Annotated in this window: 18 protein-coding genes; 11 read left to right on the top strand and 7 right to left on the bottom strand. The window is 60.4% G+C overall.

The features are described from left to right. Positions 1-209: 209 nt before the first annotated feature. Both ACP90_RS06255 and ACP90_RS06250 read right to left on the bottom strand, forming a co-directional pair. A complete protein-coding gene (locus ACP90_RS06255; RefSeq protein WP_023003179.1) occupies positions 210-1,238 on the bottom strand; it encodes a LacI family DNA-binding transcriptional regulator in 1,029 nt (342 codons plus the stop codon). 343 nt (positions 1,239-1,581) lie between these two features. After that, on the bottom strand, positions 1,582-2,541 hold the full coding sequence (locus ACP90_RS06250; RefSeq protein ID WP_062487383.1) for an NAD-dependent epimerase/dehydratase family protein: 960 nt from the start codon (positions 2,539-2,541) through the stop codon (positions 1,582-1,584). A 411-nt stretch (positions 2,542-2,952) separates the two neighbouring features. Between ACP90_RS06250 and ACP90_RS06240 the strand changes: the two genes are divergently transcribed. Further along, positions 2,953-9,264 (top strand): hypothetical protein, encoded by a 6,312-nt coding sequence (locus ACP90_RS06240; protein WP_062487379.1) that lies wholly within the window; start codon positions 2,953-2,955, stop codon positions 9,262-9,264. A 49-nt stretch (positions 9,265-9,313) separates the two neighbouring features. After that, on the top strand, positions 9,314-11,287 hold the full coding sequence (locus tag ACP90_RS06235) for a tetratricopeptide repeat protein (protein ID WP_062487377.1): 1,974 nt from the start codon (positions 9,314-9,316) through the stop codon (positions 11,285-11,287). A gap of 31 nt (positions 11,288-11,318) precedes the next feature. Here the strand turns inward: ACP90_RS06235 and ACP90_RS06230 are convergent, their stop codons facing one another. From ACP90_RS06230 to ACP90_RS06210, 5 genes are read right to left on the bottom strand one after another with little or no spacing between them, the layout of a single operon-like run. Further along, positions 11,319-12,437, bottom strand: coding sequence for a DegT/DnrJ/EryC1/StrS family aminotransferase (locus ACP90_RS06230; RefSeq protein WP_062487376.1), 1,119 nt, complete (start codon positions 12,435-12,437; stop codon positions 11,319-11,321). Next, positions 12,434-13,351 carry a Gfo/Idh/MocA family oxidoreductase gene (locus ACP90_RS06225; protein WP_145915716.1) on the bottom strand — a complete coding sequence of 306 codons (918 nt, stop codon included), beginning with the start codon at positions 13,349-13,351 and terminating at the stop codon, positions 12,434-12,436. The genes ACP90_RS06230 and ACP90_RS06225 overlap by 4 nt, the downstream gene beginning before the upstream one ends. Then, on the bottom strand, positions 13,348-14,679 hold the full coding sequence (locus ACP90_RS06220; RefSeq protein ID WP_062487372.1) for a glycosyltransferase: 1,332 nt from the start codon (positions 14,677-14,679) through the stop codon (positions 13,348-13,350). Before ACP90_RS06220 ends, ACP90_RS06225 begins: the two co-directional genes overlap by 4 nt. Further along, positions 14,669-15,511, bottom strand: a complete 843-nt coding sequence (locus tag ACP90_RS06215; protein WP_062487371.1) for a 3-keto-5-aminohexanoate cleavage protein — start codon at positions 15,509-15,511, stop codon at positions 14,669-14,671. The genes ACP90_RS06220 and ACP90_RS06215 overlap by 11 nt, the downstream gene beginning before the upstream one ends. Then, entirely contained in the window at positions 15,508-16,020 is a 513-nt protein-coding gene (locus tag ACP90_RS06210) for an acyltransferase (protein ID WP_062487369.1), read from the bottom strand. Before ACP90_RS06210 ends, ACP90_RS06215 begins: the two co-directional genes overlap by 4 nt. 229 nt (positions 16,021-16,249) lie before the next feature. On the opposite strand from ACP90_RS06210, the gene ACP90_RS06205 reads away from it, so the two are divergent. From ACP90_RS06205 to ACP90_RS06165, 9 genes are all read left to right on the top strand, one after another. Beyond that, complete coding sequence (locus tag ACP90_RS06205) at positions 16,250-16,963, top strand: class I SAM-dependent methyltransferase (protein WP_062487367.1); 714 nt, start codon at positions 16,250-16,252, stop codon at positions 16,961-16,963. Between the two features lie 136 nt (positions 16,964-17,099). Then, positions 17,100-18,176 (top strand): hypothetical protein, encoded by a 1,077-nt coding sequence (locus ACP90_RS06200; protein WP_062487364.1) that lies wholly within the window; start codon positions 17,100-17,102, stop codon positions 18,174-18,176. An 11-nt stretch (positions 18,177-18,187) separates the two neighbouring features. Then, positions 18,188-19,321 (top strand): hypothetical protein, encoded by a 1,134-nt coding sequence (locus ACP90_RS06195; RefSeq protein ID WP_062487362.1) that lies wholly within the window; start codon positions 18,188-18,190, stop codon positions 19,319-19,321. A gap of 9 nt (positions 19,322-19,330) precedes the next feature. Next, positions 19,331-21,280, top strand: a complete 1,950-nt coding sequence (locus tag ACP90_RS06190) for an ATP-binding protein (RefSeq protein WP_062487360.1) — start codon at positions 19,331-19,333, stop codon at positions 21,278-21,280. Then, on the top strand, positions 21,277-22,644 hold the full coding sequence (locus ACP90_RS06185) for a DUF6638 family protein (RefSeq protein ID WP_062487358.1): 1,368 nt from the start codon (positions 21,277-21,279) through the stop codon (positions 22,642-22,644). The genes ACP90_RS06190 and ACP90_RS06185 overlap by 4 nt, the downstream gene beginning before the upstream one ends. Next, positions 22,641-23,309: a DUF1523 family protein gene (locus ACP90_RS06180; RefSeq protein WP_023003164.1), complete on the top strand. Its 669-nt coding sequence runs from the start codon at positions 22,641-22,643 to the stop codon at positions 23,307-23,309. Before ACP90_RS06185 ends, ACP90_RS06180 begins: the two co-directional genes overlap by 4 nt. Before the next feature lie 195 nt (positions 23,310-23,504). After that, the gene (locus tag ACP90_RS06175; RefSeq protein WP_208993473.1) at positions 23,505-24,185 is read left to right on the top strand and encodes an HAD family hydrolase; all 681 of its coding nucleotides are present in this window, start codon (positions 23,505-23,507) and stop codon (positions 24,183-24,185) included. A 1-nt stretch (position 24,186) separates the two neighbouring features. Then, positions 24,187-25,143: a sugar-binding transcriptional regulator gene (locus ACP90_RS06170; protein ID WP_023003162.1), complete on the top strand. Its 957-nt coding sequence runs from the start codon at positions 24,187-24,189 to the stop codon at positions 25,141-25,143. Positions 25,144-25,346: 203 nt separating this feature from the next. After that, positions 25,347-26,618 (top strand): sugar ABC transporter substrate-binding protein, encoded by a 1,272-nt coding sequence (locus tag ACP90_RS06165; protein WP_023003161.1) that lies wholly within the window; start codon positions 25,347-25,349, stop codon positions 26,616-26,618. Positions 26,619-26,679: the final 61 nt, after the last annotated feature.

Here is a 26,679-nt window from a genome sequence, read left to right as displayed (position 1 = left end):
AATGGTCGCGCGCCGGCGCATGCCGGACCGCAGCACTCCTCCAAGTGCAGGCTCACGCTATCTGACATACGTATGTCACGTCAATCAAAAAACTGACATACGTCTTTCTTTTCGAGGTTAATCAGACCTGAACCATGCCGACAACACAGGGCACGATATTGATATTGCTTATTTTTAAGGGACAGAACTCTTGGCCGGAGCGGCCAGCCTCAATAGAGGTTTTCGCGCATGATGATCTCGATCCGGATCTTTTCCTGCGCCTCATAGATGTCCGTGCCGTCGCATTTGGCCCGCAAGACCCGCAGGGCACTGCGCACGAGATGACCGACATTCTGGGCAATGACGGCATCAAGTTCGCCGTCGGCAAGAGCCTGCCGCGTTACGGGCGTCAGATCGTGAGCGATCACCACAAACCGTCCGGCAACGCCATGCTCACGCAATGCATCCAGCATGGCCGCATTGCCCGACCCCATGGAATAAACCGCCTTCAGCTCCGGATGTGCCTTGAGCGCGTGGTCAAGGGTTTCATGGATCCGATCCGGATCGTCGTAGAATTCGATCGTCGGCAGGGTTTTCAGTTGCGGAAAGTCCCGCGACAGCACTTCGTCCAGACCGAAGCGGCGCTCGATACTGTCACGCGCCACCATGGAATTGGTCACCACCAGGATGCTGCCGGTCTCGTTGCGCAAGAACTTGCCCAACAGCGCCCCTGCGGTCTTGCCGGCGGAGAAATTGTCGACACCTGCAAAATAGTGGCATTTCGAGTTCGGCAGGTCAGACACCAGCGCGACGACATAAACACCTGCACTCTTGATATGCGCGATGGCATCGCGCACCTGCGGTGTTTCCGGAACCATCATGGCAACGCCGTCCAGTTCGGACAGGTCCAGGGTCTTCAGCTTGTCGACAACCGCGTGCGGATCGGCGGCGTCGACCAGCAACACGCTGACGTCTGTCCGGTCTGCCACCTGCGCACCGGACGCTTCTTCGACCGCGGCCACCAGCGTTTCGACGAAATGATTGGGCCCTTCGGGAAGAACGAACACGAATTTGTACTGGCGCTGCCTGGCGAGATTGGCCGCATTGGTATCGCGCACATAGCCGAGCTTGCGAACAGCTTCCTTCACCCGCTCCGCGTTCTTCGGGCGCACATCCGCACGCCCGTTCAAGACCCGGTCGACGGTCGACAGGCTGACCCCGGCCTCGCGGGCGATATCGTGTACGGTTGGCTTGACCATTACGTCTCCCGGACCATCCCGCGTTCTCGTGAACGCAGACAAGATGATCCACCACTTCAACGCCGATCAGCGTCCGGGCGCCCCCGCGGGATCGACCGGACACCCGCTGACCGACAGGGAGACAATGTCGCGCAGCATTCTGACATACGTCAATCAAAAATCCGCTTTACGGCGATTGACGGAAGAAATTTCCCCAAGGATATCAGGCAATTGCAAATCGCGGGCAAGCGTTGCAGTAGCAAGACGGCACCATTGGCCACGCTTTCCTGCAGCTAATCCGATTCATGGCAACAGGGCAAGCCAGGCCGGTCGTTTCAACCGGCACCAGCTCAAGAAACAGCAATCAAACAGCGGACAGACCGGGGTCAGTAGCACCTGCACTGAAGCCACATGCAGGCTCTGCAAGCTGCGCCTTGCCATTTGCATCCGCAAAGGCCCGGACCATATGCGCAAGCCCTTCCTCTATGCTTGTCTTCGTTTGCCAGCCAAGCAATTGCCGGGCGCGTTCCCCCGATCCGACGAAGCCGTTGACGTCGAAGCTGCGCGGCCCGACATGGTGGATTTCGGCGGCCGTTCCGGCAAGCCGTACGCTGGCTTCGGCAAGTTCGGTCAGGCTGGTGCCGACCCCGGAGACGAATTGCACAGGCGGCGGCGCCTTCCGTTCCGCCTCGATGAAAGTGACCATCTTCAGGATACCGTCAACGACATCATCCAGATAATTGAAGTCGAAGACATGATTGCGGCCCTCGACCTGCAATCTCCGCCCTTCGGCGGCGGCTCTTGCGAAGGCAGGTACAACGCGGTCCGCATGATCGGAAATCCGGCCGTAGACGTTCGAGAACCGCAGGATCGCGGCCTTGACACCGGCCTCCTGGGCCGCCTCCACCAGCTTTTCGCCTGCCAGCTTTGACCGTCCATAGACATTCATCGGGCAGCGTGCAGTGTCTTCATCTGCCGGAAACCGCGTGACCGGCCCATAGGCTTCCCGGCTGCTGCCGAAGAGAACCCATGGACGGCTCCCGCTACTTGCAGCAGCTGCAAGAACGTTGCGGGTTCCCCCGACATTCACGTCCCGGCACAGCACGGGATTATGCTCACCCCAAAGCACCCGGGACACTGCTGCCAGGTGAATAACGCCGCTGCAGCCCCGCACCGCGTCTTCAACCGCAGCGCCGTTGCGGCTGTCCTGCCCAGCATCGGCAATATCAAACGTACGGACAGGACGGCCCAGCGCCGTCAGCGTGTCCACAAGGGCGGACCCGATAAGGCCGGCACTTCCGGTGATCAGAATGGGAAGGGACATGTTGTGGTGTGTTCCAGGGTAGCTGCGAAAGCCCGGCCGCCTACCCGCTCGGCCGTTAAATCGCGCCTAGCACGCGCCGTGCCAAAGATGCCCGGCAGCATCACAAAGCTGTTGCGGATCAAAATCTCTCGGCCAATTCCGCCAGACGGCTTCTCAATCAAGCAGCATTTGCTCGGAGACCCCTCAGCCAATGCCGGCCCATGGCATGGCCGCGCCAGGGCATTTCCTGCCGAGCGCACCACCAGCACCGGGCGAATTTTGCCTGGGGACAGCGGCAGATTTTGTCCGACACGACCAACAGCCGGCATCCATTCAACAGGAGAAATCAGCGTTTTTCGCAAAAACAGGCACTGGCACGGAAGTTGCTGAGCAGCCTTCGGCCCGCTATGGGGCTTTCTGGAACCTCCTTAAGTGACGACAATCAACGCCACGCCCAGCGCGGCAACCTTCTACGTCTCACCTGCAAGCTCGTCGGTGTCTCCGGCCACGGAGGAGCCATCTTCCGATACAACTTCCGGACAAACGACGACGGGATCTGGAACCAGCACCCTCACCTCGTCCCAGACGCTCGCCAGTTACGATGCGATCACCTACCAGGAAGTCAGCACCGACGACGCGGACCATATCCGCGCGCTGACCACTACCCAGATCCGGCAACTGACGGCGGAGGACCTTGCCGGTTTTTCCGCGAGCGAGTTGCAGGCACTGACGGCACCCCAGATCGCCGCCCTTTCGGCCACCCAGATCCAGGATCTTTCGGGAACACAGATCGAGGCGTTTTCGCCCGGTCAGGTCAAGAGCTTTGCGACATCCGTCCTCGCCGGGTTTTCCGACAGCCAGTTTTCGCATTTCGGCTCTGACGATATTTCCGCACTGACCAGCCTGCAGGTGAAGGCGCTTTCACCCGCGAGAGTGGCGGGCCTGAGCCTGGAACAGTTTTCCGGCATGGCCAGCACCCAGCTTGGCATGCTGAGCGTGTCGCAATTCCGCAATCTGACCGTGGACCAGGTTGCGGCAATGACGGCGGAACAATCCGGCCAGCTGACGACCACCCATATGGGCAGCCTGACGATGCCGCAGGTGAAGGCGATCAGCGTCGACACGCTGCTGTCGCTCGCCAGCACCCAGTTCCGCGCCCTCAGCAGCCAGAGCATCGCCGCACTGACGACGACCCAGTTCGGCGCCCTGACCGCCACCCATATCGGCACGCTGTCGACCACCCAGGTGAAAGGGCTGACGCTGCCGGAAATATCCGCGCTGACGTCCTCCCAGCTTGCCGGGCTCACGGCCCAGCAGGTCTCCGTGCTGTCGACCAGGCAGGTTCAGTCCTTCTCCGAGGACCAGATCCAGACCTTCAGCCCCGGGCAGATCAGGTTTTTTTCCGGAACCTCCATCGGCGCCATGACGACCACGCAGATCGGTGCGCTGACGGCTCCCCAGATCGCAAATTTCAGCAAGGCCCAGATCCAGGGCCTTACCCAGACCCAGACGCGTTACCTGAACGAGACCCAGCTCGGCGCGCTGAACTTCTCACAGATCGGTCAATTGACCCGGACGGCGGTGGCTGCCCTCGGGGCTCAGCAGGTCGCCTCCCTGACTGCGGACCAATTCGCGTCTTTCTCGGCAACGCAGATCACCTCGCTCAACAACGAGGTCATTTCCGGCCTCAGCGAGACACGCATCGCCAGTCTGACCACGACACAATTCCAGGGACTGACCGCCGGCGACCTGTCGCTGTTTTCCGAAGACCAGTTCAAGGCGCTGACAGAGACCCAACTGACCTCGATCACCGCGACCCAGGGCAAGGCGCTGAAAGAAACCCAGATCGCGCTTCTTACCGGCACACGCCTGAGCGCCCTGTCCAGTTTCGTGATCGCAGGGTTCAACGAGACCCAGTTCGACGCCCTGTCGACCGACCAGATCGGCGCCTTGAGCGTCAACCAGGTGCGCGGCATCGGCACCACGATGATCGCCGCACTGGATGAAACCCAGATCGGCGCTCTCGGTTCGCTGCAGGTTCGCTCGCTGACCGCTCCCCAGATGCGGGCCTTTTCCGCCGGACAGCTCCGAACTTTCAGCACCGAGCAGATCGGCTCGATGGGCTATGCACAGGCGCTAGCCCTGAACGGCACGACAATCCGCCAGCTCAGCAGCGACCAGATCGCCGCCTTCAACAGCACCGCCATCAAGGGCTTTTCCACCACCACGATTGCCGCTCTCGGACCGGAGCAGATGGAAGCGCTGTCGGGCAGCTTCCTGTCGAACCTGTCGACCAGCCAGTTGCGGAGCCTGACCGAAACCGCCTTCGCAAGCCTGAGTGCCGAGCAGTTTACGGCGCTCGGCAACACGCAACTTGCCGATCTCGCCCCGGCGCAGATCCGCGGTTTGAGTGAAAGCCATATCGCGGCCCTGACGCCGGACAGGCTGGAAAGCCTGACCGCCACTGCCCTGTCGGGCCTGACCGGCTCCCAGATCGGGTTCTTCTCGACGAGCCAGCTCAGCCAGCTTGCCCCGACCCAGATTGCCGGTCTCTCGGGCCAGGCAATCGCCGCCCTTGGAACGGACCAGCTTGCAGCGCTGTCGATAACGCAAGTGGCGGCTCTCACCGGCGCACAGGTGAAAAGCCTGACCGCATCGGCGGTTTCATCGCTGTCGTCCGATCAGTTCCAGGCATTGTCCACCACCCAGATTGCAGCCCTTGCCAGCAACACCGCCGGCCTGACGGATGCTCAGGTTTCCGCCCTGCAGGGCGAGCGCCTGAACGCCCTTTCTGCAGCCGGCATTTCGTCCCTCGGCTCCGGCCAGATCGCCGCTCTGACACCGGACCAGATTGCGGCGCTGAGCAACACACAGGTTTCAGCTCTTTCCAGCACCGCCGTCGGCCAGTTGAGCACGGCGCAATTCGACGCCTTCACGACAACGCAGATCACATCCCTTGTCGCCAATCAGGCCAAGGGCCTGACCCGGGACCAGATTGCCTCCCTGTCGACAACACAGGTGGCAAGCCTTGCACCTGCCGCACTAGGCGCCCTCGACGGCACCCAGACCGAAGTGCTGTCTTCGACCCAGGCGGCCGCGCTGTCTGCCAAACAGATCGGCTCGCTGTCGACGTCCGGGCTTGCCGGCCTGAACAGCGACGTTATTGCAGGGCTTGAGAAAACCCAGATTGCCGGACTGACAGCCACCCAGACCGCATCTCTCGGTGCAACCCAGATCGCCGCATTGTCCGCGGACCAGCTGGCCCAGTTCAGCTCCGTGCAATTGCGTGCCCTGACCCAGACGCAGATGGCGGCGGTGACGGCGACCAAACTCGGCTCTCTGTCGAACGCGCAGTTTGGAGAACTGACGGCAGCCGCAATCGGCGGCTTGCGTGAAGAGACCATCGCCACCCTGACGACGACACAACTCGGCTCCCTGACAACGACACAGATGAAAGGCCTGACTGACGATCAGGTCGATGCGCTGTCACCCGAGCAGATCCTGGCACTTAGCGACAAGCAGATCGGCGCATTGTCTGCAACAGGTCTTTCAGGTCTTTCCGCCTCCGACGTGTCGGGCCTGACAACAGCCCAGTTGAACGGCCTGACAGGGGTTCAGTTGAAGGCCTTGAACGCAACCCAGTTCGAAGCCCTGGTGCCGGATCAGATCGCGGCGCTGACTGCAGCCCAGATCGCCAGTTTCAACGCGGCGCAGGTGACCCGCCTGACAACGGAACAGGTGGAAGCACTGACCACCACTCAAACCGCAGCCCTTTCGGCCACCGGGATCAAGGGCCTGACCCGAACCGCAATTGCAACCTTGAGCGATGCCCAGCTGGCCGCCTTGACCGGCACGGCGATGGCGGGCCTCGCCACCACGCAGATCCAGTCTTTCAGCACCGGCCAGATATCCGCCCTGTCGGCAACACAGGTGAAAAGCCTCAGCGCCGGAACGATCGGCGCGCTCAAGGCCACTCAGGCAGCCGCCCTCACCAACGAACAGCTTGCAGCCCTGAGCACCACACAAATTGCGGGCCTGGGTGATGAAGCCCTTGAAGCCTTTTCGAGTGAGCAGATGGCGGCGCTGTCACGGGCGCAGATCAGCAGTCTGAGCACCGCGGCGCTGACCGGGCTAACCACCACACAGACCACCTCCCTCTCCACATCACAGATCAGCGCGCTCACGAGAACGCAGATCGGATCGCTGTCGGCTGATCAGATCGGAGCTTTCACGACCAGCCAGATTTCCGGGCTGACCACCACCCAGGTCAGCGCCATTTCCGGAGACGCTGCTGCAGGCCTGAGCCCGGCGACGACCGCCTCCCTGTCGACAACACAACTGAACGCGCTTTCAGCCGCAGCCTGGAAAGGCCTTGCCCCGGCAGCAGTTTCCGCGCTCTCGACCAGCCAGATATCCAGCCTCGCTGCAATCACCATCGGCCTTCTGAACGGCGATCAGGTCGGTGCGTTATCGACCACGCAGATCGAGAGCCTGTCGAAAACGCAGATGCAGCGGCTTTCCGCCGAAGGTCTCGGCGCCATGAGTGCCGAGCAACTGGGCGTTCTTACCGACAAGCAGATCTCCGGCCTGTCTTCGAAAGCCCTTGCCGGTCTGACCCCGACCCAGGCGGACCAGCTTGGCCCGGGCAAACTGCTGTCGCTGACTTCCGAGCAGATAGCAGGGCTCTCCACGAGCGTCATTTCAAGCCTGGCTCCGGGCACGATCGCCAGCCTCAGCACGCATCAGGTAAAGGCCCTCACGGCAAGGCAGACAGGTGCCCTGTCGACTGACCAGGCCGCCGCCCTCACCGGCAATCAGATCGCTGCAATGTCGACAGCCGGTATCAGCGGACTTTCGTCCTCGGTCCTCTCGAGCCTTTCATCGGAACAGATCTCCCGGCTCGATCCGGATCAGGTAGCCGCGCTTGCTCCCGGAGACCTGGCAGGAAGCGGCACTGCCGTGCTTTCCAGATTGTCCGGGGAGCAGTTTTCCGCATTGACCCCCGGTCAGCTCGCAGCTCTCAAACCAGCGCAGATCGCGTCCCTTGAAAGCGGAACGATAGCCGGACTAGCAACGACACAGATTGCGGGGTTGTCGGCAGCGCAAGTCGGCGCTCTCACCCAGAATCAGATCGGAGCGCTTGGCACACGTCAGGTTGCGGCGCTGACACATTCCGGTCTGTCCGGTCTGGGGGCCGATCAGTTCTCCTGGTTGTCAGCCGGCCAGCTCGCCATGTTCAGCGGAAAGCATGTTGCCGGGCTTTCGACAACCACGATTGCCGCACTCGATGCAACGAGCCTTGCAGCTTTCTCCGGCGGACAATGGGCGAGCATGACCGCCACCCAGGCCGCAGCCTTGACGGCAACGCAGATCGGCACACTGACGCCACTGCGGGTCTCTCAATTGTCGCTGATCGAGATGGGTGGCCTTTCCAGCTCGGCAGCTGGTGCCCTGTCCGCACCTCAACTGGCCGCGCTGACAACAGGACAGGTTTCGGCCCTGTCCCAAAATGCTGTTTCCGGCCTGAGTGCGGCACAAATCAGTGCGCTGTCGGAAGACCAACTCACAGCTCTGACGACCAGCCAGATCGAGGGATTGTCCGGAGCAGCGCTTGCCGGGCTTTCGCCAACGACGCTTGCCACCTTCACAGATCCTCAATTCAGCGCACTGTCGGCCACTGCGATCAGCGGACTGAACACCGGCCAGATCGCCTCCCTTTCCAGCACACGCATTGGCCTTTTGACGCCAGCCGCAGCCGGAGGCCTGACCGGGGCGCAGGTCGCCTCCCTGACCACCGACCAGTTGGCCGCGCTCAAACCCGCGCAGATTACGGCCCTGTCGGCCAGCGGCATCAAGGGACTGACGGCAGCGCAGCTCTCGCAGTTCAGCCCAGAGCAGCTTGGCGCCCTCGGTTCGACCGGACTGGAAGCCCTGACCGCCACCGCCATTGCCGGCCTGACGCTGTCGCAACTGAGCTCGCTCACCACCTCGCAGATGGAATATCTGTCGGCGTCGGCGATCTCCGGTCTGGACGCGGACCAGATCGGCGGTCTGGCGACAACACAGCTTCTCGCTCTTGCCAGAGAGGCGGTCTCCGGCCTGACGGCAACCCAGATTGGCGCCTTGTCTGCAGACCAGTTCACCGCCTTCACCTCGACCATGATCGGTGCCCTTTTGCCGTCGACGATTGCGGGGCTTTCGGAAAACCAGATAGAAGCGCTGACCCTGACCCAGATCAGCGGCCTGAGCGCTGCGCAGGTCGGATCCATTTCCACCAGTGCGCTGGCGGGGCTGTCACCAGATGAAATCGCCGAAATGAGCGCGTCACAACTTGCCGGCCTCGTGCGTGTACAGTTGCGGGCCCTGTCAAACGCGCAATTCACGGCTTTGACCCCATCCCAGATCGCCTCCCTCAGCGCAAACCAGGTTTCCAACCTGACCAGCAGTGAAATCTCGATCCTGTCCTCTACCCAGTTCGGAGCACTGACTTCGCGCCAGGTCGGAGCGCTGACGGTCACGCAGCTGGGTGCCCTGGCACCGGAACGCATCGGAGCCATGTCTTACGCCCAGCTGTCCGGCCTCACCGGAACCCAGATCCGTTCGCTCAGCGCGCAGGCGATCGCTGCTCTTGGCCCGCAGTCGATCGAAGCGCTCGACGCCGACCAGATCGGACACTTCACAGAGACACAGATCGCGACCATGACACCTGAGCAAATCGCCGCCATGGCTGTAGCGGTCTCCTGATCCTTGCGCCATCATTCCGACTCACCAGACACACCCAGGACCGCCACGAATGGCAAATGAAACCAGCCTGTCGATCGTCGAACTCATCGGTGCGGCCGAGGCCCTGAAAGGCAACGGCTCCTTTGGGGCCGCGGAAGTTCTCTATGGCACCTGGGTGGCACAGAACCCGGATGACCCACTGCTGTATGCAGTGCTTTTCAACCAGTCTGTGCTGTTTTCCGAAACCGGCAAGCTGGCGGCTGCGCGCGAGACACTGGAGCGCGCGCTGAACCTCAATCCGGGCTTTCATGCGGCCCATATCAACCTCGGTCGTGTTCTGGAACAGCAGGGGGATATCGGCGCGGCGGTTGGCCAGTGGAACACAGTGCTGGAACAGACCCTAGCGGTGACACCGGCTTCACTCTCCGTTCGGCTGACGGCCCTCAACCAGATTGCCCGCACACTGGAAGCCGCCAACCAGGATGTTCTAGCCGAAAGCATGCTGCGCCAGAGCCTGGAACTCGACCCGCACCAACGGGAAGTCGCGCAGCATTTCATTGCCCTTCGGCAGCGCCAGTGCGAGTGGCCGGTGGTGCAGCCGCTGGAACGGGTAACGCCTTCACAGCAGATGCGGGCCATGTCGCCCCTGTCGGCGGCGGCCTTCAGCGACGACCCGCTGTTTCAGCTTGGCCTTTGCGCCGACTACAGCCGCCAGGACGTCGGAACGCCCTCCGCCCCCATGAAGGCATGGCCAAAGGCCATGGAGCACGACGGCCCGCTGCGGATCGGTTACCTGTCGTCCGATCTTCGCGAACATGCCGTCGGCCACCTGATGGCGGAAGTGTTCGGCCTGCATGAGCGGTCCAAGGTCGAGGTCTTCGCCTATGATTGCGGCCCGGCGGCGGATGATCCGCTCAGCCGGAATTTCCGGGAAACCACCGACAACTGGCGCACCATTTCCGGCATCGACGACGAAGCTGCCGCGCGGTTGATCGCCGAAGACGGTATCCAGATCCTGATCGACGTAAACGGCTATACCCGGGAAGGCCGCACGCGGCTGGTCGCACTGCGTCCGGCTCCGGTCATCGTCAACTGGCTCGGTTTTCCGGGCACGACGGCCAGTCCGTTCCATCACTATATCGTCGCCGACGACATCATCATTCCGCAGGACCACGAGATCTATTATTCCGAAGAGGTTCTGCGCCTGCCCTGCTACCAGCCGAACAACCGCAAGCGCGTCGTGTCCGAGCGCATCTGGCAACGCTCCGATTTCGGACTGCCCGAAGACGGCACGGTGTTCTGCTGCTTCAACGGCAGCCACAAGATCACGCGGTTCTGCCTGGACCGCTGGTTCGCCATCCTGAAGAAGGTACCGGGAAGCGTTCTCTGGCTGCTGACCGGCGGAACGGAAACCGACCAACGTCTCAAGGCTTGTGCCGAAGCGGCAGGCATTGCTCCGGACAGGCTGGTTTTTGCCGGGAAGATGGCCAACCCCGACCATCTGGCACGTTATCCGCTTGCCGACCTCTTCCTCGACACCACCCCCTATGGCGCCCATACCACCGCCTCCGATGCCCTCTGGATGGGCGTGCCGGTCCTCACGATTGCCGGAAAATGTTTCGCCGCGCGGGTCTGTGCGAGCCTGGTCACCGCCGCTGGTCTTCAGGAGCTCGTCTGTCTGACGCCGGAGGATTACGTGAAGCGCGCAGCAGACCTCGGCAAGGACCGCCAAGCACTGCGGGATCTTCGTCAACGCCTGACCGAGAGCCGGGACGACTGCCTCCTCTTCGACACGCCGCTTCTGGTTTCGAAACTGGAAGATCTTTATGCTGAAATGTGGCAGGCATGCCGCAGCAATACGCTTCCAAAACCCGATCTCAGCGATCTGGACGCCTTGCTCGAAGTTGCCACCGGCATCGACCACGAAACGACAGACATGCTGGCCGTGGACGATTATCCCGCCGCCTGGCGCGATCTTCTCATCGCACGTCACGAGGCAAGGCCATTGTTCAGCCGCCGGTTTCTGGACTTTACCGGGGCCTGACCAACATCAGCCTCGGGAACGAGTGGGGTGTTCAGGCTTGCACGAGCGCGCCAAGTCGTTCCACGGTGAGGTTCACCTGTTCATCCGCCAATCCCGGATGTATGGGCAGACACAGGATACTTTTTGCCAGCATGGACGCAGTTTCGAGAAGACCAGACCGGCGGCAATGCTGCAGAACCGGCTGGTCGTGCAGTGGAGCCGGATAATGAACTGCCGTTTCTATGCCTGCCTCGCGCAAACCTCTGGCAAGCGCTTCGCGGTCCTCCAGAACGACGGCATATTGCGAACGGGCACTGCCTGCCAAGTCCGGACTGCGGACATAATCCAAACGACCAGTCTCCCGGAGTGGCTCGAGGAGCCTGTCGTATAGCTCGCCTATACTGCGGCGACGATCCAACGCCTTGCTGAAACGGTCGAGCCGTGCAAGCAGGGCAGCTGCGGCGATCGAACTCATCCTGCCGTTCATCCCCAGCCGCAGGTGATGGTACTTGCCGCCTTGTCCATGGTCACGGATCTCGCGAAGCGCGCCGGCCATCACCTCATCATTGGTGAAGACCGCTCCGCCGTCCCCTGCCCCGCCAAGCACCTTCGTCGGAAAAAAACTGGTGCATCCGAGCCTCGCCAGATTGCCGCTCCGCCTGTTTTCCAGCCCCGCCCCCAGGCTCTGGGCAGCGTCTTCGATCACCGGGATACCGTGCCTTGCGGCAATCGAATTGATGGCTTCGAAGTTGGCAGGCAGTCCAAAAAGCGAGACCGCGACGATGGCCTTGGTGCGGCTGGAAATCGCTGTTTCCAGTTCATCCGGGTCAAGCAGGCCGGACGGGCGCAGGACGTCTACCAGAACCGGCTCCGCACCGAGCACAAGAGCGCTTTCCGCCGGCGCGATGAAGGTAAAGTCCGGAACAATGACTTCATCACCCGGCCCGATGCCGAGAGCCATCATGGCCATTTGCAAGGCCGTCGTTCCCGAAGCACAGGCGACTGCAAATCTTGCCCCAGTTATTCCGGCAAGTTTTTGTTCCAACTCGGCAATTTCCGGACCGCCGACAAAACGCCCATGTGAGAACACCCTGTCGATACCTTCCAGAGCCTTGGCCCGGACAGGTTGCCATTCGCCAACCACATCGGCGAAGGGAACAATCACCTTCACGCCGCACCTTCCGGTAGCTTGGAAGTCTCGAATGCGCATCGTCTGATTGCGTCCGACAGTCGAAGTACAGCGAGCGCCTCTTCAGCTGTCGCCAGTTCAGCCGCGTCACCTGCTCTGCTCATGACAAAAACTTCGGCCTGCCGCGTCAGTGGGTCCGGCCGCCCGTCTGGCGACAATGCAAGAAGGTCGAAACAGCGCGTTTCATCTCTGTCCAGCCTGACGTCAAGGCTGCGCTTCCGTTCGCTGGCTCCATGGACCGCAGCCAGCTCATAGGATCTGTCGCCAAAATCGAGACCGCAGCAGACATAATCCAGGCGGCCTGCCGTCCTTCGACTCTCCAGCACCGTTATCTCGCAGTCACTTGTTCCCTCGAGTTTCACGATCCAGTCCAGATCATGCACCATCAGGTCGGCGATCACGTCCGGGCCGCCGGCAACGCTTTGCATCCGGGACAGCCGTTGCACGCGCACCTTGCCTGAGCGCTTGCGCAAGGCGGCCATCGTGCTTTCGATGGCCGGGTTGAAACGTTCGACCTGCGCGACCGATAGCCTGGCGCCGCCGGTGCGGGCCGCGGCAATCATCGTCTCTATCTCTCTCGGGCACAGCGACAAAGGTTTTTCGACAAGGCAATCGATGCCGCGCGCGAGCAACGGAACGGCAGCCTCGGCATGCCTTTCGACAGGAACCGCAATAACGGCAGCTGCAAAGTCGTTGGCGAGACCATCGATCGATCGCGCGAACGGGATCCCGTTTGCAGCAATCTCTTTGCCCTCGTCTTCATCGACGATACCGACAAGAGAAACGCCGGGCATTTTGGACAGGCATTCCATATGGAGCTGGCCCATCTTGCCAAGGCCAACCAGCAGCACGCGCAATGGTTCCTCGGAGACAATTTCGGCAAGATGCAGGGTCACGATTTCGGCTTCCTGAAGGACGCTATCTGCCGGCGGCACCGTTTGAGAACCTGCTTCTCGAACCCCTGCCAGGCCATCCGGACAGCCAATCCAGGAAATCTGTGTCTTTCCAGTTCCCTCTTCCGACCCTGCAATTCCCTCCTCAGGCCCTGCACTTCTCTTTCCAGTTCAGCGATCCTCGCCTTGTGTCGCGCATCATTGTTGGCAGCGACTGCCGTATCCCGCTCCAACCGAGCTTTCGCCGCCCTGAGGTCTGCATCGGCGAGGTTTTTGCAATGTTCCGCCTTTTCCTTTGCCTTCACCCGCGGTGCAAGCTGACTGACATAGCGCGATGCGGAGGTCAGTCTCTCGCCATCGTGCAGCGTACCGGCAACATCACTCCAGCGTTCGATGGTCCTGTAGTAGATTTCCAGCCATCGATCCACGGCAGCTTCCAGGCCGGCGTTCGCCCTGATCCACTGTGTCACCGCGCGCGCATCTGGTGCGTCGTAACGCTCCAGTTCACGCTCGATCTTGTCCTGATGCAAAAGCTGGTTCTGCAAGGTTCGGATGCCGAAATTCAATCCGCGCATGCTTTGCAAATTGGAGGAACTGACAAGCCCGCCAAGTTGACCGTAATCCATGACGACAACGGCACATCCGGATGCCATTGCCTCGATTGCAGCGCGCGCCTTTGCAAAGACAACGTCATAGTCCGCCAGGATGGTCTCCGGGTGCGCAGCAGCGCGGCCGGAGTTCTGTCCAACGATATCGACGCGCTCGATGCCCATGCGGGTGCAGGCGTCACGTATCGCCTTCGGGACCTGAGCCGCAGAATTGCTGAAGACAAGTGCGGACTTCGGCTTGTCCGGAAGGTCCCGCACCTTTCTGAAGCGGTAGAGATCGACAAAATTATGCAGAACCGAGATCTGGTCAGCCGGTACGCCCGCACTGGTCAGAAGACGTTCCCGGCACAGGTCATCAACCGCGACATAGTGCAGGATGTTCGGGAAGACCGGTGGCCATTCCTGCCAGGGTATCCAGCCGTGACAGGTATAGGTGACCGGCACTTGCGGAAAACGAAGCGCGGCCGTCATCGTTTCCAGATGATGCTGCCCGTGGATCACATCGGGCACCGCGGACAGGTCCCGCAGGTCGTCAACGACAGGAATGGTCGCCGCTCGGAGACGGTCGGCAACCGGGCCAAGGCTCTGGCTGTAAGCAACCGGGAAGTGCCCGCGCCGCATGAGGGACAGCGCCAGATCCCTGAGATAAAGCTCCGACCCGGCTGGTTGATCCAGCGTGTTGTTGGTCATCAGGATCCGGAGCGGACGACGGTCAGCCTGCATGAGGCGTCATCCCAAGCGCTTCGCGAACCTGCGAGGCAGAGGCAAACCGCTTGCCAAGGAGCGTGCAGAGTTCGCTTACCCGGCTAACCAGTTTCTCGTTTGTAGCCGGTTGCGTTCTGTCCGCGTCAAGCCACAGAAAATCCTCCAGACCGGTTCGCACACCGTTTCCGAACAAGAGCCCCAGCGTGTTGGCGGCAAGCTGGCTTTCGCCGATCCCGCCTGCACACCAGACGGATTCTGGAGGCAGATCCTGCGTGATCGCCGCCAGATGCAGGGGCGTTACCTGTGCACTGCTGAGATTTCCGAGCAGCACGTTGAAATAGAAGGGAGGCTTCAATATCCCGCGGTCTGCAAGATACCTGGCGTAATTCACCATGCCCGCATCAAAGACCTCCAGCTCGGGACGAATGCCGCGGTCTTCCATGGTCTTTGCAAGGCGGACAACCATGTCCGGTGCATTGATACTTTCGGTGCGGGCAAAATTCAGCGAGGACAGCGTGAGGCTGGCCATGTCAGGCCTGAGGTCCCCAGTCAACAGCAAGGGGTCTGAACGTTGTTCGAACTCCGGGAAGTTCCGACCGCTGAGGGACACGCAGATGATCACATCCGGGTGCGTTTCCCGGATACCTGCAATGATCCGCCCGTATATGTCTTTCCGGAATGTTGGCCGGCCATCCTCGTCTCTTGCATGAACGTGCAGGATCGTCGCGCCAAGGTCCGCACACAGGCGGCAGTCGGCGATGATCTCGTCCGGCGACAGCGGCACGGCCGACGACATGGCACGGGTCGGCACCATTCCCGTGGGTGCAAGGTTCAGGATCAGGTCCTTCATGGGGATTTCTGAGCTTGCCTGTCCTGTCCGTCAGATCTGACACGAGCCGGATTACCAACCACGAGGGCACCCGGAGGAACGTCTCTGGTCACAACACTGCCGGCACCGACAACTGCATTTGCTCCGACACGAACACCCGGAAGAATGCGGCTGCCACCACCGATCTTCGCTCCGCGCTCGATATAAGGATAGACCATCGGTCCGCCTTTCAGCTTGTCGTTGAGCGTAACGACTTGCGGGCCGATGAAGACGTCATCTTCAACAGTAACCCCACGTGTAATATGGCAGCCGGTCTGAATGGAAACGTTATCGCCAATGACACATTCGCAAATATTGCAATGCGACCCGATAGTAGTTCCAGAACCAATGCTTGCATTCTTGTGAATTATCGTCATGGAACCGACACGTGTACCGGGTCCTATTGTGACGTTTTCCTGCACCTCCGTGAGTGAGGCATTGTAAAAATGCACGTCGGGAAAACGTTCTTCTGGCGTTTCGGATTGGCTCATGTGATTTGACGGGGCTGTTGTTGTTGTTTTTGAAGATCAGGTCTGCTGAACAATGGCATAGCCGTTGACGGCGTGAAAGGTCAAAGGCTTTCAAATACGCCTTTGCCGCAGGTGCTGTTTCGCGGTAGTCCACATGCCCGTTCCCGTCCTGTTACGACAGGACAACCACCACGAACCGCGAGACCTGACACCTTCACACGGAACGTGTTGCGGGCAGACAGACAGGGCAATGAAGACAGCATCGGATCAGGAAAAGACAAACGTCCAGCGCCTTGGCGAGAAGATGGCGCTCGACCACGGATTTCTTGGCGTGCCGACCCAGACCTTCGATGAAGGTGGCAGACGTCAGTTCGCAGAGCTCCTGCGCGAAGGCTTGTCGCCGGAAACGAGCCTGCTGGAAATCGGCTGCGGTTGTCTGCGGACCGCCTACTGGCTGATTCCCTTTCTTGGAGAGCGAAACTACTGTGGTATCGAACCGCACCGCGACAGGGTGCGTTGGGGACTTGATCTGTTGTTTGATGATCAGGTCCTTCGACAAAGACAGCCGCGTTTCGACCACAATGCCGAATTCGACCTGTCCGTGTTCGGTAAAAAGTTCGACATGGTTCTGGCGGGATCCATCTGGACCCATTGCAGCAAGTCTCATATCCGCACGATGCTGGAGGGTTTTCTCCAGAACTCGAACGAGAATGCGGTTTTCCTCGTTTCCTACCTCCCTGCGAAGTCCCCGGAAGAGGACTACAACGGCACAGCATGGGTCGGCACAAGCCATGTTTCCGATGAACCGGGGATCGTTCGCCACAGCAAGTCCTGGATCGACACCGAGTGCACCAGTCTTGGACTTCGTGTGGATTTTCTCGACAGGAAGGCCTTCGACGGACAACTCTGGCTGCGGGTACAACGGGCATCCAGCATCGGCTTTCCCGGCCGTCTTCAAGACTGAGCCGCTTCATGCCGTCCCAGGAACACACCGCAAGCATGTGGAACCATGACGTTTCGGCAAGCGCGTTGTAATTGTATTTCCAAGAAGACTTGCTAAATAAGAATCACTTTGAAAAAATTTTATCCGGAAGGGGCCCATGGCGGATTTCAGCGCTCAGATTGAAAAGTCGAAAAAGGAAGTTGCCGCCGCGAGGCAGAAGATCGACGAGCTGACCTCGAAGATCGAAACAGCGAAGTCCAAGCTGGACACCGGGCAGGATATTTCAATCGACATCGAGAACGCGTCCCTGGACGATGTGCACAAGCACACCGAGCTCATGGGCGCCAATATCGCCGAGCTGATCATGGGTCTCGACGATGTCACCGCAACCTTTTCCAAGGACTTCGATGCCATGCGCACGAAGACCGGTTGGGAAAGCTTCATCGGCATCTTTTCCAAGCAGCGTTCCGACAGCATCCGTCAGGAACGCATGCGCTCCGCCAGCATCGACGACAAGCTGCAGGACCTGATTTCCAAGTCGAATGTCATCGGCCAGTTGCTGCTGGAACAGCTCAGCACACTGAACGAACATTCCAAGCGCGTGGAAGCCAATCTCAGCGAGACGCTGGCCCAGCGCGAACAGACCGTCAGCACCCTGGAAGGCATCAAGGCCAAGCTGGTCGCGATGGATCCAGACGTGATTGCGCTGGAAAACAAGATTTCCATGGAAACCGACGCGGCCACGCGCACCAAGCTGGAAAGCCAGCTTGCCGAGATGAACGCCGAATACAACCGCCTTGCCCAGGAAGAACAGGTCAAGCTTGCCGAAAGCCAGACGCTGGAGCGCTACATCGAAAAGGGCAAGACCTGGGTCGACAGCCTGCAGAACCAGGCAGCCACCCAGATGGTGCTGATCAACAAGCTGCAGACGGACACCAAGCAGCGCGTCGTGCTTTACGATGCGCTTGTGAAGTCGCTCAAGACGGCACAGCAGCAGGACATTGCCCACAAGATCAACGAGATTGGCGTGGCGACCGACAAGGAAGCCCAGTCCGCCATGGCCGCCATCGGCTCGGCAACCAACCAGCGCATGGCCGACATGATGGAAGCCCACGAGGATCACATGGTGTTCGCCCGCAAAGTGCTGGAAGAAAAGGCCAAGTCGGACGAGCGCTTCGCCCGCCGATTCCAGCAGATCGTCGAGAAGCACGACAAGAACACGTACGGGGCCTGAGGGTCTGAACGGTGGATCTGACCCTGGACCACAGAACCCTGGAAGAAGCGCATGAAACACGGCGCTACTTCGCCAAATTTGAGCGGATCATCTCGCATTTGCAGGGCGTCGCGGAAAGCGTCATCAACGAGAACACGGCGCTTCCGACGGAAATTCCGATTCTGAAGGAATACCTGGAAGCGCTGTCAGGCACCTTCACGGCGCTTTCCTACAAATACCTTCTGGCGGGCCGCGTCTCGGACATGCTGCCTTCGCTCCTGAACATCGACCGGCAGGACAGCGGCTTCCCGATCTATCAGGAGCTGCTGCAGATGGCGAATGACGCCATGCAGGCGGACAAGCATTTGCGCTCGCTGCCGACAATGCGCGAGCTGAAGCTGGAAATGGTCAACCATATCCTGCGCGAGCAGTCGTCGCCGACCAACCTGCAATTTGCCGCCTCTCAGCGCCAGTATTACGAGGAACTCGCCAAGGGGGCACTATTCTGGGCGCGGAATGACCCGCGACTGGCCTGGATGGGCAACGTCGCCGACAACCGGCGCCTGTACCGGCTGCACTGGGCGGTTTACGACAGCCAGCAGAACATCCCGCTGATTTATATTCTCGACCTGGAAGACAGCGGCAAGTGGCCCTTGGCCAAGGACGAACGCCGCTGGCCGCGCGTCCAGAGCCACCTGACCGCGCAATCCGCCGCTTCGCTCAAGCTGGTGACGATCGCACGCGGTTTCGACCGCGACTTCGACGACCTGCACCCAAAACGCCTGCGACGGTTCTTTCTGGGGCCGATGTACAGCCACACGTTTACCCAGCAGTCCGGACCGCTGCGCGACGTGCTGGCAGAAGTCGCCGGCAGGCCGGGCGAAGACTGGGCCCTTGCCTGGACGACCGAGACGCTGGTGGCCTCCGGCTCAGAGTTCGAATCCGCGGGCTTTTTCTCGTCCGTCGAGCGGCAGATCTACCAGCTCGATCCACTGTCGGCCCAAAGCCCCGCGTCGCAGGACGTGGCCGGCCATAGCCACCAGCAGCGGTCGCTCATTTTGCCCCAGCGGCCCTATCAGGTCCTGGAAGAGCGCGACCCGCCAGGCTTTGCCAACATCCGCAAATATGCCGTCAGCCCTTCGGGCAAGATCCTCAGTTACAAATAGGTTTTCCGCGTGACCCTTTCCAACGATCTCATGGAACTCAAAGAAGACAAGATCCGCGAGAAATACGTCTTTGCGGAAGCAATGCTGCAAGGGTTCGACCACACGCCCCGTATTGCCAGAAAGTCCGAAGCGCCTGTCGCCCCGGAACGTTCCCCCGGACTTGGTGCCCGCCGGCGCTTCCGCTCCACGACGCCCGGCCTCGTTACACGGTCGACCGCGCGTCCGGAGGGGGTGCAGCTTTCGGCCCGTATCCTGGACTGTGACGACGATGCCCTGACCACGCCGATCCAGGCCAGTCTTCTTCAGTCCCTGCGCCGGGCGCTGGCTGTCGCCCAGGTGACCGCCGACCAGTTTGCCGAACAGAGCGGCCTTGCCGAGCTGAAACGCGCCAATCTTGCCGGAACGCTGGACGCCTCGCAGAAGGTGCGGTTCCAGGACCTCTTGTCGGCAACGGCCATGATCGCGCTTCACGTCTTCGCCAACATGACGGATTTCCTGTTGTCCGGTCTCTCGACCGACGCCGGCGAAATCGACATCCAGAGCGGCGAGGTCGAGGAGATCCTGTTCGACAACGACCAGCTTGCGCTTCATGGCGTCCTTTGGGAACTGGACCAGGAAATTGCCGCCGCAGCGATTGAAACCGACGCCCAGCTCATCGGCCTGGTCACCTCCTTCTGCGAACAGCTGATGGAAAAGGTAACGCTGCGCGCGGAAGGCGTCAGCGTGTTGCAGCCGTTCTCCCAAAGCCGCTACCGGGTGGAAGCGGACAATTTCGAAATCACCGGCTTTACGCCATCTGCCCGCGCACATTCGACGACGCTCGCCATGGCGTTCAAGAAGCCGGAAGAAGTCGTCGGCAACCACATCGCCAAATACCAGGCAATGAAACTTGCCAAGATGCTGATGGCCTATGATTTCGACCGCAAGCTCAACCCGTTTGCGGAACTCGGCGGCTTCATCTTCACTTTCATGGGTGACGGCAAGCCGGGCACCGGCAAGACCACCTTGATCCAGATGATGGCCGGCATGGTCAATGACTATTGCCAGGTCGCCGGTTATCCGTTCCGCTACCAGAACCTCTCCACCGAGAGCATCGACAGCTATCAGGGCAAGTCGGCCCAGAACGCCAAGGCCTTCATCCGCAACGTCACCGACCCGAATGTGATCGGCTTCGGCACCATCGACGACATCGACCAGCTTGCCGGCAAGCGCGGCGACCGCCAGTCCTCCGCCGGGCAGCTGGAAATCACTGCCGTCCTGATGGAGAGCTTTGCCGGAGCCAACACCGTGGTGCGCGGCAACTGCACCTTCGGCATGTTCTCCAACTACCCGGAAAACGTCGACGATGCCCTGCGCCAACGCGCCGGCGCCCGCTTTCTGGTCGACGGCCCGCAGACCCGCGAGGACTACATCGACATCCTGCATCTGCTGATGGGCAAGAACCACTCGATCCCGGTTGGCGACCATGACCTTTTCGAGGCTCAAGCCCTGAAGAAGGCCGTGGCCGCCTCCTACGACCGCCACTCCCGGCCACAGGAAGACGCCTTGATCAAGGTGTTCGATGCAGTGCGGGCGGAAATCGGCGATCTCGACACCATCGCCAAACTCGGCGCTTATCTGAAAGCCATCCAGCAGGCGGACGAACGTTTTACAGGCCGGGCGATCAAGAACATCACCGATGCCGTGAAGGTGCGGGCGATGGACTTCGAATTGCCGGATGCCTGGATGGAAGATCCGGAACTGTTCCTGTTCAAGGACTACGAGACCAAGAAGGCGATGATCGCCGACCTGGCGCAGCCGATCACCGTCGACATGGTCATCCAGGAAATCAACCGCTACGCGGACAGTGAATTCCGCTATGCGGACAAGTCGGACGAGGTTGCCATCGAGAATGCCGTGCGCGAGATGCAGCGCATGGAAGAAGCCAAGCGCCGCTACATGGAAATCACGCGCACATGATGAGGCTCGTCAAACATGGCTTGATGTTCGGCAACCTCTACGAGGTCTCCGCACCGTCCATGGTGGCCCGCTACAACCGCGCGCTGGAACACCTGACCGGCAAGCGAACAACACTCGAGGCCTTTCACGTCGACATCTCCGGATTTTCACCGGAGATCGGCGACGAGCTGGACGACATCCACTACCTCAATCCGCACGGCTGCAACCGGCAGTTCATTCTGCTGTCGATCGAACAGAAGACCGCACCGCTGCTGAACGCGCGGTTCTCCACGTCGCGTTCTATCCTGAAACGCTTTATCGAGGACAATGAGGAACAGCTCTTTGCGCTGTCGATCCGCGATTGCGTCGTCGGTGAACTGGTCAACTCGATCTATTCCATCACCTCGCCGCAGGACCTGTTTTATATCAGGGCGATCGAAGTGGAGGCCGACACCGTCGGCGGGCATTCCGAAGCAGGTGACGAACTGGCCGACAAGATCGAAGCGTTCATGAGCGAGCCCGACGGCTGGTGGGACGATGTGCTGATCGCGGACATGATCGAGCTTTCCAAGCACACCGGCGACATCATCCGCACCCCCTTGGCGATCAGTTCGAAAAGCTATGAGCAGGGAAATTTCCATACCTCCCATTTCGGCGGCCTCTACATCTTTCGCGATGTGAAGGAAACCGCATGCATCGCCTCCAGGCGCATGGACATTGTCGTCGACCTGCCCGTGAAGCACCTCTTCAGCCTGGAAGACCGCTACGAGGTGGCCGATTTCCTCAATCGAAATCAGTTGGTGGAGCCTATCCTCGATGCAGGCGGCAGCGTCGCCAAGAGCCTTTTGAAACAGAAACTGGACTTCATCGTCATCGACACGGCTGCCAGCCAGGGCGAGGATCTGTCGGACGTCTCGCGGCGCGACCTGCGCGCTTTGAGACGCAAGTATCACCAGCAGCTCCCCGCGGAATATCACGCCCTCAACGACATCGTGCACAGGCTGGAGCTGAAAGACGACAAGCTGTGGGTCGAACCGGAAAACGCGGCCTATTTCTACCTGCTTCGCTCGCGCAATCACCGCGACAAGAACCTGGTCAACATGCTGCTGGCCGAATTGACACCGCTTGACTTCCGCCAGCTTTTCATTTGTCACAAGGACGCATTCTACGGTCATTACCGAAGCTGGAGCGAAGCCAAGAAGAACTACGCGGTCCAGTTCCTTGCGGAAGAATATATGGTCGACAAGGTCGGCACGCGGCTGGAGCTATTCGGACCGGAGGCCGCCATGGCGGAAGAAGACCAGGCCGACTACGGCTTCGGCAGGAACATGGGGCCGTGGGGTGCGATCCCCGGGGAACAAGACGGCGAGGACGGGGCACAATGAAGTGGATCAAATGGATAATCGGCATTCCGCTCCTGCTGATCCTTGTCGCCTTCCTCCATTACACGTTGCCGGGACGTGATGTGGTTCGCATCGTCGGCACCGACGTCAAGCGCATGGACATCGGCGCTTCGTCGCTCTTCTGGGCCGCCCCCGATGCAGGTACCAACAAGAACTGGACAAGGGACGTCCGTTTCATCAACACGGTCTGGCCGAACGGCAAGCCAAGGGTCTATCGCAACGAAGACACCGACTGGGGCTGGCCGCCCTATTTCAAGTTCGACAGCAGCAACATCACCGCCCAGGCGCAGGATCTGGCCAAGAAAAGCGATGATGTCTGGATCGCCGTCACCCACTATGGCTGGCGTGTGGAGCTGTTCACGATCTTTCCCAATGCCATCAGCATCGAGGTTGTCTCCGGGCCGGATGTCTTCCTGATCCCCTGGTTCAATATCCTGTTCGTCGTGGTGCTTGTCGCTCTCGCCTATCTGATCATCAAGACCGTCAACGCCTTCAAGAAACGCCGGATCGACCCGGTGGTCGACGGTATCGACGACTTCATGGACGATGTCGGCGACAGCGCCGAGCAGGCCCGCGCCAGCGCTCATCGTCGCGCGAGCGAAGCCACGAGCGGCTTCCGCCGATGGCTGAAGCGCTGGTTCGGTTGACGAGACCGGAACGGCGTGCCTCTCTGTCGGCCGTGCTCTCTGCACCGCCCTCATCCTGAGGAGGACCGCCAGGTCCATCTCGAAGGATGGGCTTCATACTCCTGAGCAAGCGGCCCATCCTTCGAGACGGCGCTTGCGCGCCTCCTCAGGATGAGGTCGCTCGTTTTAACTTTCCAATCGGCAGGAACCCCGAGTTTGAATCAGCCAATCGACCTAGTCATCTTCGACTGCGACGGTGTTCTCATCGACAGCGAAGTCATCAGCGCGCGCATGCTGGTGGCAGAACTCGCGACGCGGAACGTTCACATCACCATGGACTACGTCGCTCACCATTTCCTGGGTCGAAGCTATCCGGTTGTCCTGCAGCAGATCCGCAAGGAATTCGGTGTCGACCTGCCGCCGGAATTCGAAACCGCCTACCGGGCAAGCCTTCTCAGCGCCTTTGAAGCGGAGCTCAGACCGATCGACGGCGTGCGGGAGGTGATCGAGAACCTTGGCGTGGACTATTGCCTTGCGACCAGTTCCAGCCCGCCGCGGCTCGCCAGATCGCTGGAGATAACCGGGCTGACGGATCTCTTTGCCGGCCGGACCACCACGGCTTCCGAAGTCGCTCACGGCAAACCCGCGCCGGACCTGTTCCTCCTTGCGGCAGAAAAACATGGCGTCGCACCGGAGCGCTGCCTGGTGATCGAGGACAGCGAAAACGGCATCAAGGCAGGGCTTGCCGCCGGTATGGAAGTCTACCGTTTCATTGGCGGTTCGCACCTTTCCGGCCTTCTGAATTCGGCCACTGCCACTGCGGGTGCCGCGCAACTGTTTGCATCTTTCGGCGAATTCTTTCAGCTTAGGCCGGATCTGAAGAACAACGGCAACTAAGATGAAACAGAAAATTCCTGCCGAGGCATCCCGTCTCGATGACGCCGCCCGCGCCGGCTGGTTATACTATGTTGCCGGCAACACCCAGGACGAGATCGCCCGCAAGCTCGGCGTATCCCGCCAATCGGCACAGCGGCTGGTTTCGCTTGCAGTCAGTGAACGGCTGATCAAGGTGCGGCTCGACCACCCGATCGCCAACTGCATGGAACTGAGCACCCGCCTGACGGAACGCTTCGGACTGCAGAGCTGCGAAGTGGTTCCCAGCGACCCGGACGCCCCGTCCTCCACGGTCGGCATTGCCCAGGCGGCCGCCACCGAGATGGAACGTCATTTCCGCTCCCAGAAACCCAAGATCATCGCCTACGGCACGGGCCGCACCTTGCGCGCTTCGGTGGATCAATTGCCGATGATGGACTGTCCGCAGCACCGCATCGTCTCGCTTCTGGGCAACATGATGTCGGACGGCTCGGCCTCGGCCTACAACGTCATCATCCGGCTTGCCGACCGCATCAATGCCCGGCACTACCCGATGCCTCTGCCCGTCTTCGCCCGCTCCCGCGAGGAACTGCAATTGCTGCATAACCAGGAAGCGGTGCACAATATCCTCGATCTCATCCGGCAGGCGGACGTTACTTTCGTGGGTATCGGCAACATGGGACCGACTGCACCACTGACGGTCGACGGATTCGTCAGTCACGACGAAATGCGCGCACTGGAGAAAGCCGGTGCCATCGGCGAGATCACGAGCTGGGTCTACGACCGAAAAGGCGCGCTGGTCGAAGGACTTACCAATGACCTGGTAGCCAGTGCCCCCCTGCTGCCGGCCGGAGAGAAACCGGTTTACGGAATTGCGGCGGGCGACGGCAAGGTGCCGGCCATGCTGGGAGCGTTGAACGGCAAATTTGTCAATTGCCTGATCACCAACGAGACGACGGCTGAGCAATTGCTCAAGCTATGAGCGATTTCCCAATATAAATAACTATATGAATTTTAAAGGTTTTTCGCAGTGCAGCGAGAAGCCTTTTTTGTTTTAGGCGATTCACATCTTGACTCGAGGTGCGAATTGGAGCGAATATTTGCCCGCAAGAATGGCAAATGCCCAATCTCGCTTGGGAGGAAAATATGGCATTTCATACCCGTGCGCTCCTCAGCGCATGTGCAATGGCGGCTCTGTGCGCATCCGCATCTGCAGAAACAATCACCATCGCGACCGTGAACAACGGCGACATGATCCGCATGCAGGGTCTGACGAAGGACTTCACCGACAAGAACCCTGACATCGAAGTCAAATGGCTGACCATGGAGGAGAACGTTCTCCGCCAGCGCGTCACCACTGACGTCGCCACCAAGGGCGGTCAGTTCGACGTCATGACCATCGGCACCTATGAAGTTCCGATCTGGGGCAAGCAGGGCTGGCTCGTTTCCCTGAACGACCTGCCGGAAAGCTACGACGCGGACGACATCCTGCCGGCCATCCGTGGCGGCCTGACCGTTGACGGCGAGCTCTTTGCAGCACCGTTCTACGGCGAAAGCTCCATGGTCATGTACCGCAAGGACCTGATGGAAAAAGCCGGCCTGGAAATGCCGGAAGCCCCGACCTGGGACTTTATCGTCGAAGCCGCCAAGGCAATGACGGACAAGGAAAACGAAGTCTACGGCATCTGCCTGCGCGGCAAGGCCGGCTGGGGTGAAAACATGGCGTTCCTGACGGCCATGGCGAACTCTTACGGCGCCCGCTGGTTCGACATGGACTGGAAGCCGCAGTTCGACACACCGCAGTGGAAAGAAGCTCTTACCACCTATCTCGACGTGATGAACGAAGCAGGCCCTCCGGGCGCTTCTTCCAACGGCTTCAACGAGAACCTGGCCCTGTTCCAGACCGGCAAGTGTGGCATGTGGATCGACGCCACCGTGGCGGCCTCCTTCGTGACCAACCCGAAGGACAGCCAGGTTGCTGACAAGGTCGGCTTTGCTCTGGCACCGGACAAGGGTCTCGGCAAACGCGGTAACTGGCTCTGGGCATGGTCGCTGGCCATTCCGGCCGGCACCCAGAAGGAAGCTGCTGCGAAGAAGTTCATCGAGTGGGCGACTTCCAAGGAATACCTGGAGCTGGTTGCAGCCGAAGAAGGCTGGGCGAACGTTCCCCCGGGAACCCGTACGTCTCTCTATGAGAACCCGGAGTACCAGAAAGTTCCGTTCGCAAAGATGACGCTGGACAGCATCAACTCCGCTGATCCGCAGAATCCGACCGTCGATCCGGTTCCGTATGTCGGCGTGCAGTTCGTCGCCATTCCGGAATTCCAGGGCATGGCAACCGTTGTCGGCCAGGCATTCTCGGCAGCTCTTGCCGGCTCGATGGATGCGGACGCTGCACTGGCTGCTGCCCAGGCGACCGCTGAACGCGAAATGAAGAAGGCCGGTTACCTCAAGTAGAAGCCTTCGCGGACCGGCGGGTGCCTGCCCGTCCCGCCGGTCTCCTCCTTTCTGTTCCGCG

It is taken from the genome of Labrenzia sp. CP4, from assembly GCF_001579905.1.
In the GTDB taxonomy this organism is placed as follows: domain Bacteria; phylum Pseudomonadota; class Alphaproteobacteria; order Rhizobiales; family Stappiaceae; genus Roseibium; species Roseibium algicola.
The sequence above is the reverse complement of the archived record's forward strand: the minus strand, read 5'-3'. Positions and strand labels throughout refer to the sequence as shown.

Bases quoted from the DNA above. Each gene is read 5' to 3' on its own strand.
- ACP90_RS06165 (WP_023003161.1), top strand. From the start codon at position 25,347: ATGGCGGCTCTGTGCGCATCCGCATCTGCAGAAACAATCACCATCGCG.
- ACP90_RS06180 (WP_023003164.1), top strand. From the start codon at position 22,641: ATGAAGTGGATCAAATGGATAATCGGCATTCCGCTCCTGCTGATCCTT.
- ACP90_RS06215 (WP_062487371.1), bottom strand. From the start codon at position 15,511: ATGAAGGACCTGATCCTGAACCTTGCACCCACGGGAATGGTGCCGACC.
- ACP90_RS06200 (WP_062487364.1), top strand. From the start codon at position 17,100: ATGGCGGATTTCAGCGCTCAGATTGAAAAGTCGAAAAAGGAAGTTGCC.
- ACP90_RS06250 (WP_062487383.1), bottom strand. From the start codon at position 2,541: ATGTCCCTTCCCATTCTGATCACCGGAAGTGCCGGCCTTATCGGGTCC.
- ACP90_RS06210 (WP_062487369.1), bottom strand. From the start codon at position 16,020: ATGAGCCAATCCGAAACGCCAGAAGAACGTTTTCCCGACGTGCATTTT.
- ACP90_RS06185 (WP_062487358.1), top strand. From the start codon at position 21,277: ATGATGAGGCTCGTCAAACATGGCTTGATGTTCGGCAACCTCTACGAG.
- ACP90_RS06170 (WP_023003162.1), top strand. From the start codon at position 24,187: ATGAAACAGAAAATTCCTGCCGAGGCATCCCGTCTCGATGACGCCGCC.
- ACP90_RS06235 (WP_062487377.1), top strand. From the start codon at position 9,314: ATGGCAAATGAAACCAGCCTGTCGATCGTCGAACTCATCGGTGCGGCC.
- ACP90_RS06220 (WP_062487372.1), bottom strand. From the start codon at position 14,679: ATGCAGGCTGACCGTCGTCCGCTCCGGATCCTGATGACCAACAACACG.
- ACP90_RS06255 (WP_023003179.1), bottom strand. From the start codon at position 1,238: ATGGTCAAGCCAACCGTACACGATATCGCCCGCGAGGCCGGGGTCAGC.
- ACP90_RS06205 (WP_062487367.1), top strand. From the start codon at position 16,250: ATGAAGACAGCATCGGATCAGGAAAAGACAAACGTCCAGCGCCTTGGC.